Annotated in this window: 15 protein-coding genes; 8 read left to right on the forward strand and 7 right to left on the reverse strand. The window is 42.4% G+C overall.

Going from position 1 to position 20,012, the window contains the following annotated elements; all coding sequences use genetic code 11:
- Nucleotides 1-536: 536 nt before the first annotated feature.
- From frdA to frdD, 4 genes are all read left to right on the forward strand, one after another.
- A complete protein-coding gene (frdA, locus tag H140_RS0109600) occupies nt 537-2,348 on the forward strand; it encodes a fumarate reductase (quinol) flavoprotein subunit (protein ID WP_019673439.1) in 1,812 nt (603 codons plus the stop codon).
- Between the two features lies 1 nt (nt 2,349).
- Entirely contained in the window at nt 2,350-3,171 is an 822-nt protein-coding gene (locus H140_RS0109605) for a succinate dehydrogenase/fumarate reductase iron-sulfur subunit (RefSeq protein ID WP_019673440.1), read from the forward strand.
- A gap of 14 nt (nt 3,172-3,185) precedes the next feature.
- Nucleotides 3,186-3,578: a fumarate reductase subunit C gene (locus H140_RS0109610; RefSeq protein ID WP_019673441.1), complete on the forward strand. Its 393-nt coding sequence runs from the start codon at nt 3,186-3,188 to the stop codon at nt 3,576-3,578.
- A gap of 70 nt (nt 3,579-3,648) precedes the next feature.
- On the forward strand, nt 3,649-3,996 hold the full coding sequence (frdD, locus tag H140_RS0109615; RefSeq protein WP_019673442.1) for a fumarate reductase subunit FrdD: 348 nt from the start codon (nt 3,649-3,651) through the stop codon (nt 3,994-3,996).
- A gap of 142 nt (nt 3,997-4,138) precedes the next feature.
- On the opposite strand, the gene H140_RS0109620 is transcribed toward frdD, so the two are convergent.
- The 3 genes from H140_RS0109620 to H140_RS0109630 form a co-directional block, all read right to left on the reverse strand.
- Nucleotides 4,139-7,474, reverse strand: coding sequence for a YjbH domain-containing protein (locus tag H140_RS0109620; protein ID WP_019673443.1), 3,336 nt, complete (start codon nt 7,472-7,474; stop codon nt 4,139-4,141).
- Nucleotides 7,474-8,241 carry a hypothetical protein gene (locus H140_RS0109625; protein ID WP_156819147.1) on the reverse strand — a complete coding sequence of 256 codons (768 nt, stop codon included), beginning with the start codon at nt 8,239-8,241 and terminating at the stop codon, nt 7,474-7,476. Before H140_RS0109625 ends, H140_RS0109620 begins: the two co-directional genes overlap by 1 nt.
- 185 nt (nt 8,242-8,426) lie before the next feature.
- Nucleotides 8,427-9,149 (reverse strand): hypothetical protein, encoded by a 723-nt coding sequence (locus H140_RS0109630; RefSeq protein WP_019673445.1) that lies wholly within the window; start codon nt 9,147-9,149, stop codon nt 8,427-8,429.
- Nucleotides 9,150-10,184: 1,035 nt separating this feature from the next.
- On the opposite strand from H140_RS0109630, the gene thrS reads away from it, so the two are divergent.
- The 3 genes from thrS to H140_RS0109645 all read left to right on the forward strand — a co-directional run bounded on the left by thrS (nt 10,185) and on the right by H140_RS0109645 (nt 14,306).
- Nucleotides 10,185-12,098, forward strand: a complete 1,914-nt coding sequence (gene thrS / locus H140_RS0109635) for a threonine--tRNA ligase (RefSeq protein WP_019673446.1) — start codon at nt 10,185-10,187, stop codon at nt 12,096-12,098.
- A 55-nt stretch (nt 12,099-12,153) separates the two neighbouring features.
- Nucleotides 12,154-12,657: a translation initiation factor IF-3 gene (infC, locus tag H140_RS0109640; protein WP_019673447.1), complete on the forward strand. Its 504-nt coding sequence runs from the start codon at nt 12,154-12,156 to the stop codon at nt 12,655-12,657.
- Between the two features lie 392 nt (nt 12,658-13,049).
- Nucleotides 13,050-14,306: a toxic anion resistance protein gene (locus tag H140_RS0109645; protein WP_019673448.1), complete on the forward strand. Its 1,257-nt coding sequence runs from the start codon at nt 13,050-13,052 to the stop codon at nt 14,304-14,306.
- A 124-nt stretch (nt 14,307-14,430) separates the two neighbouring features.
- Here H140_RS0109645 and ahpC read toward each other — a convergent pair whose 3' ends face one another.
- Nucleotides 14,431-14,997: an alkyl hydroperoxide reductase subunit C gene (ahpC, locus tag H140_RS0109650; RefSeq protein ID WP_019673449.1), complete on the reverse strand. Its 567-nt coding sequence runs from the start codon at nt 14,995-14,997 to the stop codon at nt 14,431-14,433.
- 571 nt (nt 14,998-15,568) lie between these two features.
- On the opposite strand from ahpC, the gene H140_RS0109655 reads away from it, so the two are divergent.
- The gene (locus H140_RS0109655) at nt 15,569-16,471 is read left to right on the forward strand and encodes a hydrogen peroxide-inducible genes activator (RefSeq protein ID WP_019673450.1); all 903 of its coding nucleotides are present in this window, start codon (nt 15,569-15,571) and stop codon (nt 16,469-16,471) included.
- A gap of 91 nt (nt 16,472-16,562) precedes the next feature.
- Here H140_RS0109655 and H140_RS0109660 read toward each other — a convergent pair whose 3' ends face one another.
- The 3 genes from H140_RS0109660 to H140_RS0109670 are packed head-to-tail and all read right to left on the reverse strand — an operon-like array spanning nt 16,563 to nt 19,975.
- Nucleotides 16,563-17,273 carry a M48 family metallopeptidase gene (locus H140_RS0109660; RefSeq protein ID WP_227672884.1) on the reverse strand — a complete coding sequence of 237 codons (711 nt, stop codon included), beginning with the start codon at nt 17,271-17,273 and terminating at the stop codon, nt 16,563-16,565.
- Nucleotides 17,274-17,306: 33 nt separating this feature from the next.
- Nucleotides 17,307-18,815 (reverse strand): DUF1513 domain-containing protein, encoded by a 1,509-nt coding sequence (locus H140_RS0109665; protein WP_019673452.1) that lies wholly within the window; start codon nt 18,813-18,815, stop codon nt 17,307-17,309.
- On the reverse strand, nt 18,815-19,975 hold the full coding sequence (locus H140_RS0109670) for an imelysin family protein (RefSeq protein ID WP_019673453.1): 1,161 nt from the start codon (nt 19,973-19,975) through the stop codon (nt 18,815-18,817). The genes H140_RS0109665 and H140_RS0109670 overlap by 1 nt, the downstream gene beginning before the upstream one ends.
- Between the last annotated feature and the right edge of the window lie 37 nt (nt 19,976-20,012).

Genomic DNA, 20,012 nt, shown 5'->3' on the forward strand with positions numbered 1-20,012 from the left:
TTTTTTGGTTGGTTTAAATTCTTTTATTTGAACTTAAACCTTTAATTCCGTTATCAAAATCTCTTAATCAATCTCACAATCGATTTCGTTGTTCCGATAAGGTGCGTATTATAGACGCTTTATTTTGTTTGTCAAGGGTTTGTTTCGTTTTATTTGAAATTTGTTGCCTGAACAACTCGTTCCTAATAATTATCTACTCCATTAAACCCAGCCTTCCGTCGGTACCAAGTAAGTGTCTGTTTTTACTAGGCTTTTATTATCTAACTTCTGCGCTTCTGACTGAACAGGGGCGTATTATATAGGGTTTATGATGAGTGTCAAGCCTTTATTCGGGCTTTTTTTGATTTATTTGCTTTTTGTTGGGTTTTTGTTGGGTTTTTGGAGCGCCCCAAATTATCATTGCCACCGTCAGATCTTTACAACATTGCAATTTGAATCGATAAACCCTTAATTCACATTTTAACTAATTTTAAACCACAATCTGACCATGGCTTTGCTACAATAAAGAAATAACATTCTTCATCTAAGAGGGCCATATGCAAACCATAAAAACAGATATAGCAATCGTTGGCGCTGGTGGTGCTGGACTTCGTGCGGCTATTGAGATTGCCCGTGGTGCGCCTGATGTTGAGGTGACTTTAATTTCTAAGGTTTATCCGATGCGTAGTCATACCGTAGCTGCTGAGGGAGGCGCTGCTGGGGTGGTGCGTGATGATGATTCGTTGGAAAATCACTTTAATGATACAGTTTCTGGTGGAGACTGGCTGTGTGAACAAGATGTGGTTGAGTACTTTGTCGAGCATGCGACTGAAGAGATGATTCAGCTTGAACATTGGGGTTGTCCGTGGTCGCGCTTACCAAATGGGCGTGCGAATGTGCGTCGCTTTGGTGGTATGAAAATTCCACGCACCTGGTTTGCTTCAGACAAAACAGGATTCCACATCCTGCACACCTTATTTCAAACCTCTATGCAATATCCAAATATCAAACGCTTAGATGAGCACTTTGTCCTAGACATAGTTGTCAGTGAAGGCGCTAGCCATGACCCTGCTGACAAGCAGCTGCAAGGGGTGATTTGCTATGACCTATTAAATGGACAAACGATCGGTATACAAGCCAAAAGCGTTATTATTGCAACTGGTGGTGCTGGTCGTGTCTATGCCTTTAATACTAATGGCGGTATTGTCACTGGTGACGGTATGGCTTTGGCTTATCGTCATGGTGTGCCCTTACGTGACATGGAATTTGTCCAATATCACCCTACCGGACTACCCGGATCTGGTATTTTAATGACAGAAGGCTGTCGTGGCGAGGGCGGTATATTAATTAATAAAGACGGTTATCGCTATCTACAAGATTATGGCCTTGGTCCTGAAACGCCCATCGGTGAACCCAAAAACAAGTACATGGAACTGGGTCCGCGTGACAGACTGTCACAAGCGTTTTATCATGAGTGGAAGGCTGGCCGAACAGTAGATACCTCCAGAGGTCCTGCTGTATATCTCGACCTTCGCCATTTGGGTGAAGCACATATTAATGAACGCCTACCTTTTATTCGTTCTTTGGCGCAGAAATTTGTCGGTGTTGATCCAGTTTATGAGCCGATTCCTGTACGTGCCACTGTTCACTACACCATGGGCGGCATTGAAACTGATCGCCACTGCCAGACCCGTATTCCAGGATTATTCGCTGTTGGTGAATGCGCGTCAGTTGGCCTGCATGGTGCTAACCGCTTAGGTTCCAACTCGTTAAGTGAGTTGTGCGTATTCGGTAAAGTTGCTGGTGAAAATGCATTGTCCCATATCAAAAAAACGGCTCAGCAAGATAGTCTGGCGATCTCATCTGCACAGTTTACGCAACTGGCTGAACAGGCTTTTAAACCCTATGCTGAACTGCTAAACCGTACCGATGGTACAGAAAAACCTGCTGATATTCGCAATGACTTAGGCAGACTAATGGAAGAAAATGTCGGGATTTATCGCAGCGCAGAGCATTCGCAAGCTGCCATAGCCGGTATTAAACAACTCAAACAGCGCTATAAAAATGTGAAAGTCACTGATCACAGTACCACGTTTAACACTGACTGGCTGACTACCATTGAGCTTAGCTATTTATTAGACGTGGCAGAAAGCATGATTTATAGCGCCAGCGCTCGCAAAGAGTCACGCGGTTCACATCAACGCCTAGACTACCCAGAGCGTGATGACGAGCACTATCTAAAACACTCTCTTGCCTTTTACCAATCAGGTGCTGAACCGACCATTGAATATAGTGATGTGTTAATCACTAAGTCACAACCCGCCACGCGCGCTTATGGCGCTGCCGGTGATGCCGGAGGAGACAACTAATATGAGTAGCCAGCCAAAGATGCATAAGCCCCGCTCTCAAACAGAAATGGGAACAAAACAAATGGCTCACAGTGGTCATATCAAAATCACAGTGATGCGTTATCGCCCTGCTCAAGATGATAAGCCTTGGCCTGAAACCTTCGATATTGCATGGACATACGATATGTCTATTTTGGACGCTTTAGGTGTCATTAAAGATGATTTACGCCCTGAACTGGCCTATCGTTGGTCATGTCGAATGGAAGTCTGCGGCTCTTGTGGCATGGTGATTAATGGCGTGCCTAAGCTTGCCTGCTCTACTTTTGTGCGTGATTATGTTCCGCAAAATGGAGGAACAGGTGAGATTGTCATCGGTGCGATGGATAATTTCCCAATTGAAAAGGACCTGATTGTGGATACCCAGCCTTTTATTGAAAAACTAGAGTCTGTAAGTCCTTATATTATCAGCAAAAACCCACGAGCATTGAGCGATAAAGAGTATCTTCAAACGCCAAAACAGCTTGCTAAATATAAAAAGTATACCATGTGTATTAACTGCATGCTTTGCTATCAAGCCTGCCCTCAAGTCGGTCTAAATGCAGACTTCTTGGGTCCTGCTGCATCTGCCTTGGCACATCGTTACAACCTTGATAGCCGAGATGATGGCGCAAAAATACGCTTTAAAATGCTCAATGAAGAAGATGGAATCTGGCCTTGTACCTTTGTCGGATACTGTTCCGAGGTATGTCCTAAGCACGTTGATCCTGCCGGCGCTATCCAACAAGCTAAAGCTCAAGGCGTTGGCTATTGGGCAATGGACCTATTTAGCAAAGACAGTCAATAAAAGGAGTCTTAATCATGGCTAGAAAACCTTACATTACAAAGCAGTCAGATAACTGGTATACACAGACTCCCTTCTACAAAAAATATATGCTACGTGAGTTAACCTGCATCCCTGTGATGCTGGCTGCGCTTAATTTCTTTTGGTGTATTGCTGCCCTTGCCAGCTCTGCTGATGCATGGACAACTTGGATTAATTTCCAGCGCAACCCTATTGTGGTTGTCCTTAATCTAATCGCCATAGTTGCGGCACTATTCAATACGGTTGAATGGTTTAAAGCCATGCCAAAAGCCATGCCCATCCAAGTTGGAGAGCGTTTTGTTGAAGACAGCAAAATGATTACTGGCAGTTGGATTGCTTTTGCTGTCATATCTCTTTTTGTATTTTTTGTCATCTATGCCTTGGTTTAGGCACTGGCATCACCTTCGGTTCATTAATCGCTTAATGACAATTAAGCATGCGTATTAAAAAGGAAGCATCATGAGCAATAAGCACTTAAAGCCTATTTTTTGGGGTATATTTTCTGGTGGTGGCACCGCAGCAGCTTTGGCTTTAGCACCGATGATTGTGGTTATTTGTATTTTGCTGCCATTTGGTGTATTGGGCAGTCCCGACAGCTTTTATGAAAATGCACACTACTGGATAAATCATTGGTTCTTTTTAGTTGCATTTTCAGTGCTGGTTTTCTTATTTATGTGGCACGGTGCGCATCGCCTGTATTACATTTTACATGATATGCACTACCATGTTGGCAATGGCGTTCGCTATGGCTTATACACCTTGGCAGTGGTGGCATTTTTAGTCACTTTATTTATTGGACTGTCCTAGTTTTCTGGACAGATTAAAGCTGTTTTAAAAACGCCATTTCTCAGCTAATTTAATAACCTTTACTCCTTATTTTGTTTGTTAAAATCGTGTGTGTTAACTGATTTTGACAAACCGTTCAGGGAGAAAAGGCATTAAAAGATGGCTAATAATGCTCCATAGGATTTTGTTTTTCTAAAGCAGCATTATCTAATGATGAGGTGAAGTCATATAAATTATATCGACGCTGTAACTTAGCACCACCATCACGGATGAGCGGCTGATACACTAGGCTGGTCTGCCCCGATGTCCATTGTGGGAACAAGGTATCTAGTGGAATAGAAACATAGACGCCTTTGTCCATACTACCCTCACCAAACTCTTCAGCTGACACATTGGTTTTAGTGAGCCAGCCTCCCATTTTGACACCGTTGCCAAAGGTGCGTGATAAATCAAGCGTCGCACCTTTGTCACCGGCTAGGTATTGGCCGGCCGACAGTTTCATGTCGATGTCATATAAAGGGGTATCCCAATATAAACTGACATGACCGGTGTTGACTTCGTAATCTCTAAAGCCGAAATGTTGGTCGAAGTCGCGCTTGCGGACGCGGTTTAAGTCAATACCAACCGCCCAAGGTTGATTAGGCTTACGATACAGTAACTCGCCACCAACACCAGCATACATAGACTCAAGATAACCAGCGTAAGCCATACCGTACAAGTTATTGCCAAATGACTTAAATTGGTTCAGCTGTAAATTTGGCATTAAGATGCGTGAATTGGTCATATACTCACCAACATGAGTACGTACACGTGGCAATTTACTGTCTGCGGTGTAGCTAAACTTGTCATAGTTATCCAACAAGCGTAGCTGTGCTTGGCCACTGATCCAAGCGCCCTGCCACAGTCGATAGTCGGCACTGGCATTGGCAAAAATACCGTACAAATAGCCATCTGGGCCACCAATACTTTGACTGACACTTGGGAAGATACTTAAGCTGGCTTTTGGAACATCTACATGGGCTATCAGCTTGTCCGTATTGGGCTGATAGCTCTGTGCCGCTGAAGTAATAGCAACCGGCTGCTCAATACGCTGAGAAGGTGGAGTCAGCTGTAAGTATTGCTCTTGCCAAGTAGCTGGGTCAATGTTAAACACACTAACCGGCTCTCCATAACGCGAGACTTGTATCTGCACCAGACTAATATCTGCCGGTAACCCTTGACGCAATATCTCCATGCCCTGCTTTAAGCGTTCTTTAATAAAGACACCGCCGTAATCGTCGACATTAATAAAAACTCGATCATTTTCAAAAGCTAAATCTGTCGCACGCCAACCTGTCGCTTGTGAGAAGGCATTCAACAAGGGCGCATTTTTTGACAGCTCGATTTTCGCTGACTCGGTTAAATCACGACCAATATTGGGTTGGCCCCAACGGTTCTGATTTAAGTTAAGCTGATGCTTACTCTTATCAACCCATTCAGTAATCGTATCACCCCACTTACCGCTGACACTGGGGGTGAAGTCAGCTTTATAACTTAAGCTTGAATAACTGGTTTTGGGTAAGCTTTCAACATACTGAGTTTGTTGTGCCTTAGGCTTCACACGACCTAAGCCTGACATATCGCCTTGCAAGCTGACGCCTAGCATTAAGGTGTCGCCACGCTCCAGTCCGCCGCTCAGAACCAATCCTCTTTTTTTATCTTGCCAAGTAACGCCAACGTTAACTGGGAAGTCTTTTGGGTTATGGTTTTTATTAGAATGTGGCTCCGATTGATAGTCATTGCCATCGTATTCGACTTTAACAGTTAAAGGATCATACGGGCTATGCCATTGCACACCACCGAAGACAGATGCTTTTCCAGTGAACCAAGATTTTGGACTAACATCACCGCCTTGCCCACGCTTGGCAGCAACTCTGTCTTTAAAGCGGTTATCAATAATGCCTAGTGGATTTTTTAAATCACCTCGCGCGCCTAGATAACCCCAACCCATCCCTAAGCTAAAATCAAAGTCACCATAGCGCTTATTGGCTACTAAATACTCCCCATCGAACAGGCCTGTGCCAGCAGGATCACGCCAACCAACAGCCAACTGTGGCACCCACTTGCTTTCATTGAGAAGCTTTAACTTAACATCTAACGATTTATCTTTTAGATCTTGGTTAGGACTTACAGGACCGTAAGAAACACCAGAAATACTGGTATATCTCACCACAGTCTCAAGACGATCAAATGGCTGTAAAACAATATTGTATTGAGTATAAGGATCTACATGGGACACATGTGCAGTTAAGTTACCCGCTTCTTGCATCCTTGCTGTCGGTGTCTGAAGGAGACCAGTTATACCCCAATCACTTGGAGTAACTGGCAGATCACGCGCCGTTTCTAGCTGGGCTTGCGACAAGGTTAATGGGGTTTCATCTTGCCCAAATGGCAACAGCAAATCTACGCCTTGTGTGCCAATAAACTGAGCAACAGATTGTGCCAGTTGTTCTGGCCATTTATTGGAGGCACTGGGCACCCATAGCCAAGAACCTGGAGCTGGTGCTTGTTGTTGCTGTTGATTCCAATTGCCTATTGTCAAACGCTCAACACTGCCGTCTGCTGAAATAAGGTAGGCCTCATCTGACACAAACTTCTTCTGCAGCTTAAGCTGACATTCAGCGATATAATCTTTTGCTCGAACACCTGCTTGATAGCTCACTCGACAAGCAGAAGCATCATCAAACAGCACCGTAACTGTATGCGGCTGTTGATGTAAAACAACTTTGTCATTTTTTTTGAATACGGGATCAACTTCTGGGTTGACCTGTAAATAACTGGCATCCTGCTTAGGTAACACCACCCGTCCGGTAGCAGGTAGGCTCGCAAGCCACTGCTGTAATGCTGTCACACTGGCACGGTTATTATCGTTACCTGTAATGTGTCGGCTTATTTGAGTGTTGACCTTGTTTTTTGTACTACTGATGCCATTGTTAATCGCATTGGTTACCCGATTGCCAGAAGTGTGATAAATTGGCTGATTGGCAATAAATTGGGTTAACTGTAAGTTTAGGTTTTCACGCTGTGCCTGCTGTGGAGCCACTTCGACATGTGCTTCCCAAGCAAGCGCTGGCTCATAATAGAGGCTGTCTTTTATAGTAGCATTGCCCATAGCATCAGCATTGGCATAAGAAACAAACACCTGGTCTAACTGTTGACTTAACCACTCCCCCATTCTTTCACCTTCAGGCGCTGATAGGGTTGTTGCGGTATTTGTTGTTATAGAGGTATTTGCTAAAGCGTTGTTGGCGCTGGTGTTGGCATCATTGGCATAAGCAGACAGCGTTAAGCTTGACACTAACGCAATCACCAGATATTTAACTTTAAACTGTGCGGTTTGACGCGCTGACATTTGATATTGTGATGCACCTTCTAAACCAGAGGCTGTCGCTGTTGTCACAGAATTGGCGCTGTTGGCACTAGAGACGGTGGTGTTCGCTTTTGCGATATTTTTTGACATTATAATGTGTTCCATACTTGCCAAGACAGACAGTATTGTTTGGAAATACATTGTTGTCCATAAACAGGGGTTTTCATATTTTGAAATTCAAACGCATACCAAGCATCAAAGCTGGCATAAGCCTGATTACTTTTACTTGTGCCTGTTAATTGCTGTAATAACTTGGAGGCTTTAGAAGGTATATCGGCTTGGGATCTATAAGATTGAGTATCTGCTTTCTGATGTACGCTATACTCATGCACCCAGACCAAATTGGCCTCATCACCAACATAGCTATGATGCGCAGGTGGTAAGCTCTCATTGACCTCCCTAAACTCTGGCAAAGCCAAAATACCTTCAATTCGATCAACATAACGCTGAAATTGAAATGGCTTTTGTGCCGGCCAGTTAATAGCTTGAGGCAGATGCTCACGCCAATCTATCAAAGGTGTGGTAACGGCTATTAGTCGGCCATTCGCCCATTTAAATACAGAACGATCTGAGCTATAAAATACTTGCGTATTTGCCACTGGCCACTGCTGTGTTACACCCTGTGCCAACCAAAGTGTTTGACCATTCATGATCAGCTTAATGTAGTTAAACTGTGGGTTTAATGCAGGTGGTGGGGTTTTGTCTTTGAATAGTGCTTTGGGCGGGTTAAAGCATTTGCTCTGTTCTGCGACACATCCTGTTGTCGACTGACAAGCAGTTAATCCTAAGATACTGCCGACAGTGATCGCTCCGAGCATTTGTCGCTGATATTTAGAGAATCCTTTCTTTTTTTGCATCTTCTTTTCAACTTTTTAATTTTTCAGCTTTATTCTTAGCTTTAAATGATTCAGTGTTTAAAATGATTCAATTTTCAACGTTTATGACGCACGCTTTTTTATAGTGAACAATAAACTGATATAGAAAAATACCTTAAATTTAACAACTTAAGGTATTTTGTTGGATTCAAAGATAGGATCAATAGCTATTTAGTCGTACCTGTGGTACCCGTTGTTCCAATTGAGCTTGAGCTTGAGCCACCAGAGGCCGCTAATACGGCAACACCGATCACACCAGCTGCGACAGGTACCCAAGTTGGGATGGTTCCGGCTGCTGCGCCAACTGCTGATGTTGGGCTTGGCGTCGTAACTGGTGCGGTCGCTACTGGCTGTGGCGGTGCAGGCTGAACGGCAATTGGCTCAGGCTGAACAGTTGGCGTTGGCTGTGGCGCTGGCTGCATAATTGGTTCAGGCTTGGCTGCTACTGGCATACCTTCAGGAAAGTTACCACTAAACCAGTTATCACACTGCTTCATAGAAACACGAACGATATCACCTGAGGCATTGGTGTACTGGTTGATCTCCATATCTGGTGAATATGGAATATATTTACCTTGAAGGGCTTTGGCAACGCCATCACGACCACCACGACGACCCGTGCCGATATCACACGTACCTTTGCTATATTGTGGCGCTAAGTCACCTAAGCGGCCTGTATGCACAGCGATTTCATTACCACGTAACATCGGCTTATGAAAAGTGCTGGACTGATAAAATTTTGCTGTGCCTGTTTCGATTGAGTTACGGCACTCTGCTAACGTGTCATAACCCACATTACCATGAGAATCGTAATGCATCGCTGCTTGTGCTGAAACGCTCATTGCAGCGCCTAGTGTTACTAATGATAGTGAACCTATTAGCCTTTTCATACTGTCTTCCTTTACATGTATAACTGCTGTCATACTTTTTAAATTAACCATAAAATTTTTTAAATTAGTGCTATAAATCTTGAATGATAAAAAACGATAACTTTGGTGCATAATCTACATGAAGTTTTAACAATTGTATACTAAATTTTTAAACTTTTTATTAATTTTTTCTTATGTAACACGCTGATTATCGTTCTGTTAATGCAGGTCTTTATCTGGTTTTTATTAAAAAAGCCAGCCTTAATATCTAATACCTATTTGATTTATATATTATTTTTTATTATATTTTTTAGCCTATTAGGCTAAGTTTTATGTTGATAATGTTGGTAAGCGTGACGAAAAGAGCTGAGAAAATCTTTTAACTGAGCAGGAGTTAAGTTGTGCTTGGTTGATAGGTAAAGAAAAAATAACTCTCAGAGGTGAGAGGCGTTAAAAGTAAATCCATCCCCAGCCTTGAGAAGCGTTAATAAAAGCTCTGGGAGAGCTTTTTAGCTTCGCAAGAGTCAAGCTTTGCTTGGCTAAAGGAAAAGAAGGGAGCAAAGCCTTGTGTGAGTTATGGTTTGGGTGGGTGGTGGTTCATTATGGGTTTGAGTGTGGCCATGGGTGCGGTTTAGCCCTGATTGAAGTGGATATACTTGGTGCAGCACTGAGTTGCGTGCGCTTGGCAAATGACGGTATCGTAGCGCAGGAACGGCAGTTGCCATTAGCGTACGCCTCAGTGCAAACCAAGATAGTAACGAAAAGCAGGAATAGCTACTAAAAAATGCTAATAATGGTGTAAAATTTTAGTAAATTTAAACGGTTTTTGGTAGTTATTGTGAGGTGATGACGGATTCACTATAAAAACTACTTTAAATTCCTTTATAATATAGACAATGACAATCTGATTAGCTGACTATATTGGTCGGTTTTTTCTGTTAAAATTTAATCTGACGGTTGTATTTCTTATTTATCATCACAATTATTCTTATTATCATCAGCTAACTTCAATGATGATTTTTTTATTTGCGTTTTCGATTATTTGGATTTGAGATTATGGTTGCAATTACTCTACCTGATGGCAGTGTCAAAGAATTTGACGGTGCGACAACAGTTATGCAAGTGGCCCAAAGTATTGGTCCTGGTCTTGCAAAAGCGACGATTGCTGGGCGTGTGGATGGCAAGCTAGTCGATGCTTGTGATCCAATTACCCAAGATGCTAGCGTCGAAATTGTGACCGCTAGAGAGCAAGATGGCTTAGACATTATCCGTCACTCTACCGCGCATTTGCTTGGTCATGCAGTTAAACAATTATACCCAAATGTAAAAATGGTCATCGGTCCTGTCATTGAAGATGGGTTTTATTATGACATTTATAGCGAAAAGCCATTTACCCCTGATGATATGGCGGCGATTGAAAAGCGTATGGCTGAGTTGATTAAGCAAAACTACGATGTCATCAAAAAAATGACCCCACGTGATGAAGCGATTAAAATCTTTGAAGAGCGTGGTGAGGACTATAAGCTAAAACTGATTGAAGATATGCCAGAGGAAAAAGAGCTGGGTCTATATCATCATCAAGAATATGTCGACATGTGCCGTGGTCCACACGTGCCAAATACCCGCTTCTTAAAAGTATTCAAACTGATGAAGATGAGTGGTGCTTATTGGCGTGGTGATGCCAAAAATGAGCAGCTACAACGTATTTATGGTACAGCCTGGGCGGATAAAAAAGATCTAAAAGCTTATATCCAGCGTATTGAAGAAGCGGAGAAACGAGATCACCGTAAGATCGGTAAAGCGCTTGATTTGTTCCATTTGCAAGAGCAAGCCCCAGGCATGGTGTTCTGGCATCCAAATGGTTGGACCATTTATCAAGTACTTGAGCAATACATGCGTAAAGTACAACAAGATAATGGCTATAAAGAAATCAAAACACCACAAATTGTGGATAGAAGCTTGTGGGAAAAGTCAGGTCACTGGGATAACTATGCTGAAAACATGTTTACTACCAGTAGTGAAAACCGTGATTATGCCATTAAGCCGATGAACTGTCCTTGCCACGTGCAAGTGTTCAATCAAGGTTTGCGCTCATATCGTGACTTGCCTCTACGTCTAGCAGAGTTTGGCTCGTGCCACCGTAATGAGCCTTCTGGTGCCTTGCATGGCATCATGCGTGTGCGTGGCTTTACTCAAGATGATGCGCATATTTTCTGTACCAATGCACAAATTGGAAAAGAAGCTTCAGACTTTATTAAGCTGACGCTTGATGTATATAAAGACTTTGGCTTTGATAACATCGAAATGAAGCTATCAACTCGCCCTGAAAAGCGTGTTGGTGCTGATGATCTGTGGGACGCTGCTGAGAAGTCGTTGGCTGATGCCTTAGATGCTGCTGGACTTGAATGGGAATTGCAAGAAGGCGAAGGTGCATTTTATGGCCCAAAAATTGAATTTAGCTTACGTGACTCGATTGGTCGTGTCTGGCAGTGTGGTACACTACAATTAGACTTCAACTTACCTAATCGCTTGGAAGCCCACTATATTAATGAGCAAGGCGAGCGTGACGTACCAGTTATGTTGCACCGTGCTATCTTAGGGTCATTTGAGCGCTTTATCGGTATGTTAATTGAGCACTATGCTGGTTGGTTACCCGTATGGCTGTCACCACAGCAAGTGGTGGTGATGAATATCACTGACAAACAGCGTGAAGCTTGTGAAAATGTAGTCAGTGAACTGCAAAATGCAGGGTTACGTGTCATTAGTGACTTGCGTAATGAAAAAATTGGATTTAAGATACGAGAAAGAACATTAGAACGTATCCCCTATATGCTAGTATTAGGGGATAAAGAAGTTGAGTCAGGACAAGTTAACGTGCGTACACGTGAAGGGGAAAACCTTGGCGTGATGTCTGTGACCGACTTTATTGAATTAGTGCAGAAAGCAATCGCCCAAAAGGGACGAGTTTAGTCTTTCAAAAACCCAAAACTGATGAGGAGTATTACCTATTAAACAGTCAAACCGTTTGAACATCAACGAAGAGATTCAGCAAAAAGAAGTTCGCTTAGTTAAAGAAGACGGCGAACAAATGGGTATAGTCGATATTGACACTGCCCTTAAAGCGGCTCGTGATGACAATCTAGATTTGGTTGAATTGGTACCGAACGCCAAACCGCCTGTCTGTAAAGTTATGGACTACAAGCGTTATCTGTATGACCAAAAACAAAAGGCAAAAGAAGCTAAGAAAAACCAAAAACAAACTCAGCTAAAAGAGATGAAGCTGCGTCCTAGCACTGATGAAGCAGATTACCAGGTTAAACTGCGTAAAATCATCAGCTTCCTAGAAGATCAGGACAAAGTGAAAGTAACCATTCGCTTCCGTGGCCGTGAAATGGCTCACCAAGAGCTTGGCTTACAGCAGCTGAATCGTATCATTGAAGATACATCTGATATCTCAAATGTCGAACAACCACCTAAGATGGAAGGTCGCCAGATGGGGATGCTACTTGGCCCAACACGCAAAAAGTAATCCGTTTTAGATGGCTTGTTGATCTGTCAATTTGACTTATCAGCCCTTAAACAGTATCCAATCTGCAGTTATAAAATAGCACCACCAATTTGCAATTGCAGATTGGTGGTTTTTTACTATTAAATATATTTACGCTTTCACTCTTGGGTTTTAGTCACTAATTAAGGTACATTAAAAATAAGGTACATTAGAAATAAAATAGATTTAAAGCAAAGTACATGACAATCAAAGCACATAAACATATAAATCATACCTAATTTAAAACTTATTAAACTAGGGGCTGTATAGAATTCATCTACTAGGACTGAATGAATTCTATACAGCCCCTAACCATCAGTTATTTTTTATTACGGCTTATTTTGAATTTTTAAATAGAACAACAAGGAAACAGTATGCAAGAACTTACCCCACCAGAAAACACCAACGCCCCCTCTATCACCTTAACACCGCCAGAGCCAGTAAAAGAAGTGCCAGCCAGTGAAGCCGACCAAATGGTGAAGCTTGACCCCACCCAAATCCCCGAATTGGACGCCAAAGTCGATGCCTTTGTAGAGCATGTGCTAACCAACCCAGTACAAAGCGATGAGTTTAAACAGAATGTACAGTCCATCCATAACCTAGGTAACAAAGAAATTCGCGAATCAGCACAAGTATCCAATCGTATGCTTGATATGCCAGCTAAAAGCTTGGATAAAGGCTTATTTGATAATTCACCTATCGCAAAATCACTCACTGAACTACGCGGTATTGTCGAAGACTTAGATCCTAGCAAAAAACAACTAACCAGCCCACGCAAGTTATTTGGCTTAATCCCTCTAGGCAACAAAGTACAGGATTACTTCCGCCAATACGAATCAGCTCAGTCACATATCAACGCAGTAGTTACCAGCTTATATAACGGTAAAGATGAGCTACTTAAAGACAATGCGATGATTGAGCAAGAAAAAGTCAATATGTGGAATCTTATGCAGCAGATTCGTCAGTATATCTATGTTGGCAAAAAAATTGATGAGCAGTTAGAACAAAAGGTGTATCAGATTGAAGCCACAGACCCAGAGAAAGCCCGTATTATTAAAGAAGAAATGCTGTTTTATGTGCGTCAAAAGAACACCGACTTCTTAACCCAGCTTGCAGTTAACGTGCAAGGCTATCTGGCTTTAGATACCATTCGCAAAAACAACCTAGAGCTGATTAAAGGGGTAGATCGTGCGACCACTACTACTGTTTCTGCATTACGCACCGCAGTAGTTGTCGCTCAAGCCATGACCAATCAAAAACTGGTATTAGACCAAATTAGTGCATTAAATAAAACAACCAGCAGCTTAATTGAGTCAACCTCAGCGATGATGAAGCGCCAATCTACCGAAATCCATGAGCAGGCCAGTAATAGCACTATTGAACTAGATAAGCTACAAACTGCATTTAATAATATCTATGAAACCATGGATATGATCAGCGACTACAAAGTGAAAGCTTTAGATAATATGAAAACGACGGTCGATGCTTTAACTCATGAAGTGGATAAAGCTCAAAAATACTTAGATAAAAGCAATCAAACCACAGTGCTAGAAGTAACCAAAGAGATTGATACTAAAAAAATAGCCAATCAGGCTGATAAGTCCGATAATGTTGTCGATATCGATCTTTAATAATTGTTAGATATTAACTTATTAAATGCTAATACAAAAAAAGCCCCGCTAACTAAGTTAGCGAGGCTTTTTACGACATAAGGTATATTACCTTACTTAATCTAATTTCTTTATAAAAGATTTATTAGATTTTACCTACTAGGTCTAGGCTTGGTTTTAAAGTTTCTTGGCCTTGCTCCCAAGCTGCTGGACAAACTTCACCGTCGTTGTCACGTACGTACTGAGCTGCTTTTACTTTACGGACCATATCTTTAGCGCTACGACCGATACCTAAGTCATGGATCTCAGCAACTTTAACAACACCATCTGGGTCAACTAAGAACGTACCACGTAGAGCAGCGTGCTCTTCTTCGATTAAAACGTTAAAGCCACGAGCAATATTACCAGTACCATCACCTAACATTGGGAAGGTTACTTTACCGATAGCTTCTGAAGCATCGTGCCATGCTTTATGTACGAAATGAGAGTCAGTAGAAACTGAATACACCTCAACACCAAGACCTTGAAGCTCTTCGTAATGATTTGCCATATCTTCTAATTCTGTTGGGCAAACAAATGTGAAGTCATGTGGGTAAAACATAAAGATAGCCCATTTGCCTTTAACATCATCTGAAGAAATGGTTTTGAACTCACCATTTACAAAAGCTTCAGTTGTAAACTCAGGGATTTGTTGATTGATAATTGATGACATAGCTTTCGCTCCTTGTTGTAGTTAATTGTAGTTAGTTCAAAGGTTGGTTTTAGTATTAAACTTTTTAGTATTAAACTAAAGTATAACTATCTGTTCTGTTCGCTAGCATTGCATCATGCTTGTATATAACAGGCTAACTTGAGCCGAATGTAACGCCATAACAGCTTAACTATTTATAGTTACAAACTAATATAGTAAAAAATCTATCCATATAGTTAAAAACTTACTCAAGCCAAGCTAATCTAGCATAACTTAATTACTAAAATATGACTTTGGTTGTTGTGCTAGTCACTGGTAATTTTATGTAGCTAGAACGTTAACCTATATCGGCTGTTATTAACCTTTATTGGCCATGTGCTGGCTGACTACATGAGCTAGTATAGCAAAAACTTATGATTGGTCTAATTTAAAGCATTTATAGTTACATTTTGTTTTATAAATCAATAAACTTATTGTTATATACTCAATATATCACTAATAGCAGATATGTATTATTATATATCAGACAATAGAAACACCTACGGATACTCCTCCTATAAAAATTCACGCATAAAAACCTAAGAGAGCCTTTATGATTACATTAAGACAGTTAGAATTTGCCATTGCGGTTGCTAAACACCGTCACTTCAAACGAGCTGCTGAAGAATGTAATATTTCACAATCTGCGTTAAGCTTAGGTATTGCAGAGTTAGAAAAACAGCTAGATACTCAAATCTTTGAACGCAATAATAAACAAGTGCTCATCACTCCTATCGGAGAAGAGATCTTAGTGCGCGCACGTCGAATCTTCTCTGAAATCAATGATCTGACAACTCGGGCGCAAAGTCATCAAACGCCCTTAGCTTATCCGATGAGCATTGGCATGATTCCGACCATTGCACCTTATTTATTACCCAAAGTATTGCCTGAGTTAAAAGCACAGTATCCTAATTTTCGTATAACAGTTGTCGAACGCCAAACTGAGCGCTTGTTAGAACAAGTACGTTATGGGCATATAGATACTGCTATTATAGCTCTGCCTTATGCAATTGAAGGGTTGCACAGCTTTGAGTTTTGGCAAGAGGACTTTTTTGCGATATTCCCTAATAATAATCCATTGGCACAACTGCAAAAAATCAGCGCTGATGATTTGAGTAAAGCCAATCTAATGCTACTTGGTGAAGGGCACTGCTTAACCGACCATACTTTGTCAGTATGCTCTTTTGACCGTGAGGAGTTCAAATCCAACTTTTCCGATGCCAGCCTAAACACTTTGATACAAATGGCAGTGGCGGGAATGGGCACTACTTTGATTCCAGAAATGGCATTAACGCAAGTACATCGACAAAACAAAGAAGTCACTAGTGTCCCTTTGGCAGAAAAAGGACCACACCGCCGCATAGCCTTTGTTACTCGCCTAAACTATGCCCGTGTCGATGATGTCAACTTACTAGGTAGGATATTTAAAGAGGCGCTAGAAAAGTCCTCTAAATGACAATCTAAATACGCAAGCTGAACTTATGTAATAGGATATATCTATGAGCTTGTACTGAGTTCGTTTGTGGGCTAACAGATTTATACCGCCTCTAATCTACAACATCCAGCTTGCCAGCTAGTATACCATGCCAGTGCTTATAGTCTGGCATAGCACGCTGAACCTCATGCCAAAATGCAGGGCTATGATTGGCCTGATGCAAATGGCATAGCTCGTGGACAATGACATATTCCGTACACTCAAAGGGATAAGCTGGCAAATAGACAGATAGCCAAATGCGCTTAGCTCGTGTATTGCAGCTGCCCCAACGCGTGTGCATTTTTTTGATTCGCATCTCATTAGCATAAGCCCCAACAATTGGCTGCCATTTTGCAAACAACGATGGTATTACCGACTGTAACTCCTGACGATACCAGCTTAATCGCTCTGCTTCACCCATTACCAAACCTTGGGGCTTACCCCACAAAGTAACTGGCTGTAATGGATTGGGTTCAGCATTACTCTTATCCGGCACACCTGATGTATCACCTTGTTGCTGCTTTAGTTGCTGCCGCTTTAGCAACACAGCATGCTGGTTGATCGCCCAATCCAGTCGCTTAGAGAGCGCAAAAATAATATCTTCATCTTCGGCATAATAAGGCGCTGAAACTGATAATCTATTTGGCTTGAGGCGAAAGTTAATATTTTTTACTCGTTTGCGTGTGATTCTAAGCTCAATATCTGCCTCTGCCAGCAGCTGTATCAAGTTTTGATAAATTAACTGGGTTTGTGCTTGTCTATCACGCCGATGAAGTCGCATCATCTAACCTATCTACCTTTTGATTTACAAGTTGACTCACGAAAGTACTGCTAACTTCTTAAGATGATTGTCAAACGCAAAGGCTTGAGCCACTTTATTGATAGTTATAGCTGGTGTAGTTATATTATTATTGGGCGGTAATCCTCCCCTATCCTCAATACGAATTCTGGTTAAATTCCCCTGTCCATCACTCACCAAAAACTGTGGCTTACAAGTAGCTAGCCTGTCGGCAGACCATAGTGCAACACCAGCACAGTCTGGTAAATTGACACCATCTATCATCAGTCCAGTATCTAAATCAAACACTGCCGCACAGCCTCCAATCGGACTGGTTGCGCAAACTAAATTATGCTCAGAATCTACGGCGACACTGGCAATATAGTGATGAAACCTGTACCAACCCTTGGTGTCCAAGCTTGGTATCAGCAACGGAGTGAGTTTTTCTTGCCCCAACTGATGCGTGAGTACCAAAGGTACAGATAGATGACGCTCACCTTGAAACTGAATGCCAATAATGACAGTACCGTTTTGATGCATTGCCAAATGGCGTACACTCATTTGATTGTGTGCTGGATACACTTGCTGTAAGAGCTTACCATCATGGCGATTAAGATAAACTAAAGATGGCTGCATGCTGTCGATATTTAACTCTGCCCGTGATGCTTTTTCGGTCTTAATGCCCCCATTGGCAATTACCAGTGTGTCACCATCTGGATGCATCACCAGCTCATGCGGCCCAATACCTTGAGTGGCAAATTCGGTCAGCTTTTGATAGCCAGTAGCGACTTCATACACACCTATCACACCACTAAAGTCTTGTGTGTTATTCTCAGTCACATACAGATATTTGCCATCTAAGCTATAGCAGGCGTGACCATAAAAATGTCGATTGGAAGCAGCCTGAATATGATGCAACACCTGACCGTCTACTGCCTGCAATATCCAAAATGAAGCGCTCGGACGACGCCCCATTACCGCCACATGCTGGATTTTCTTAGCGGTTGTCTTCTCCACCAACCCATGATTTGCTAAAGGCTGAGGTTGAATAACGATGTCATGCACCCGTTCTGGCATTGGGGTTTGCCACACGATATCACGTTGATCATTGATACCCACCACAGCAAAGTCATTAGTTTGTAGCTCTGCGACGCCACTCACCCATCGAAGCTGAGAATCTAGGGTGGCTTGAGCCTTGCCTTGCTTATGAGTCTGGCTTTGCTTATCAGACTCATTTGCTACCTTAGCGCTACTACTAACACTGATATTCTGTTGCAAGCTAGAATGCTCAGATGCTGAGTTGTCCTCACCCTGATTAATGGCTGCACTGCCATCTTTGCGAACATAGCCCAACTTATCAAACACACCATCTATATAATCAACCAAACGGGCATTGGCATCATACTGCTTACGCCCTAAATGGTGTGCTAACACTAACGCTGCCGTGCCTAAACTTGCCAGCCCCAGTGTACTCAGTCCCAGCCGCAAATCTTTTTGCATACTGTGCTTGTCACTTGCTGACTGTCTGTCTGTTGCTCGGTTCTGCATTAATCGCCGTCCGTACTATTAAAGCCAACTTGTACACCAAGGGTTGGCATTAATTGACGTTTAATGAGCTGTGTCAGTTCTGTTAATTTGTCGTATAAAGCTTTTTGTTGCTCTGGGGTAGCTTGAGCAATATCTTCTGGCAGCTCCGCTAGCATGGTGCTGGTTTGTGCTAATAAGCCAGACAGCCGATCGGCAACGGCCTCTTGCTCGCCAGCGGCCAAAATTGCAATCAATTCAGGATCTGTTAGTGCTTTGTTTAATGCTTCTACTTTGGCATTAATAATAGTGCGGCTTTGACCAGCAGCTTGAGCTGGTAAGTGACCTTTTTTGTTACCGGTTAACCCAAGTGGCTGATCCAGTGAGCTGCTTTTGGTGGTTTCAATCAAAGATAGAACCGAGTTAATCCAACGATTAAGACCAGGTTTGCTGTCTGCATCGGTTACGCCTAACAAAGCAACTGATTGCGCTTGCCAAGACTGTAATACCTGATCTAAGCGCATGCTAAGGGCTTCGCTGGCACTCATCACGTATTGACACTGAGCTTGGGTTAATCTGTCATTGCTATACAACACTTCCTCTAGGCCAGGAATACCTTGAACAACAGCACTTTCAGAAGCCAACTGCTCTGCAGTTAAATTTGGCTTAGCAGTAATTAGGTCTATCACACCTTGATGTACCAAACCACGCTCATCAGGAAAGTAATTAATATACAAGTTACTCATACTGTCCATCGCTGGACCAAAGTTAACAATCTCAGCCTGCGCCCAAGCACTTGCCAAGTCTAACCACTGTTGGCGTAAGGCTTCAAGTTGCTGTGCATCGGCACCTGAGCCAGCCTGACAGCTATCCGTCGCCAGCTTATTTAGCGCCTGACTGTGCTGTAATACCTGCGCATAATCAGCAATAATCTGATTTTGTGCTACTTGGCTCAAATAACTTTTTAACTGTGCATCCTCAACCTGAATTACTTGTGACTTAACTGCATTACCATGACTGCTGTCAGCACTATCTGTTTGCGCCTGTATGTCTTGTACTGTATCACCCGTCGCTGCTTGCTCTTTGGTTGTCCCTTGTGACTCATCCGTAGGCTTGCTACAACTGATCAAAATACCAGCACTTAATGCGGATAGAACCATGGCGGCCAGTTGATGTTTTTTCATAAATATTCTCTATATTAGGTAGGACTCATCTGAGTTC

The sequence above is a fragment of the Psychrobacter lutiphocae DSM 21542 genome (genome assembly GCF_000382145.1).
Classification (GTDB): domain Bacteria; phylum Pseudomonadota; class Gammaproteobacteria; order Pseudomonadales; family Moraxellaceae; genus Psychrobacter; species Psychrobacter lutiphocae.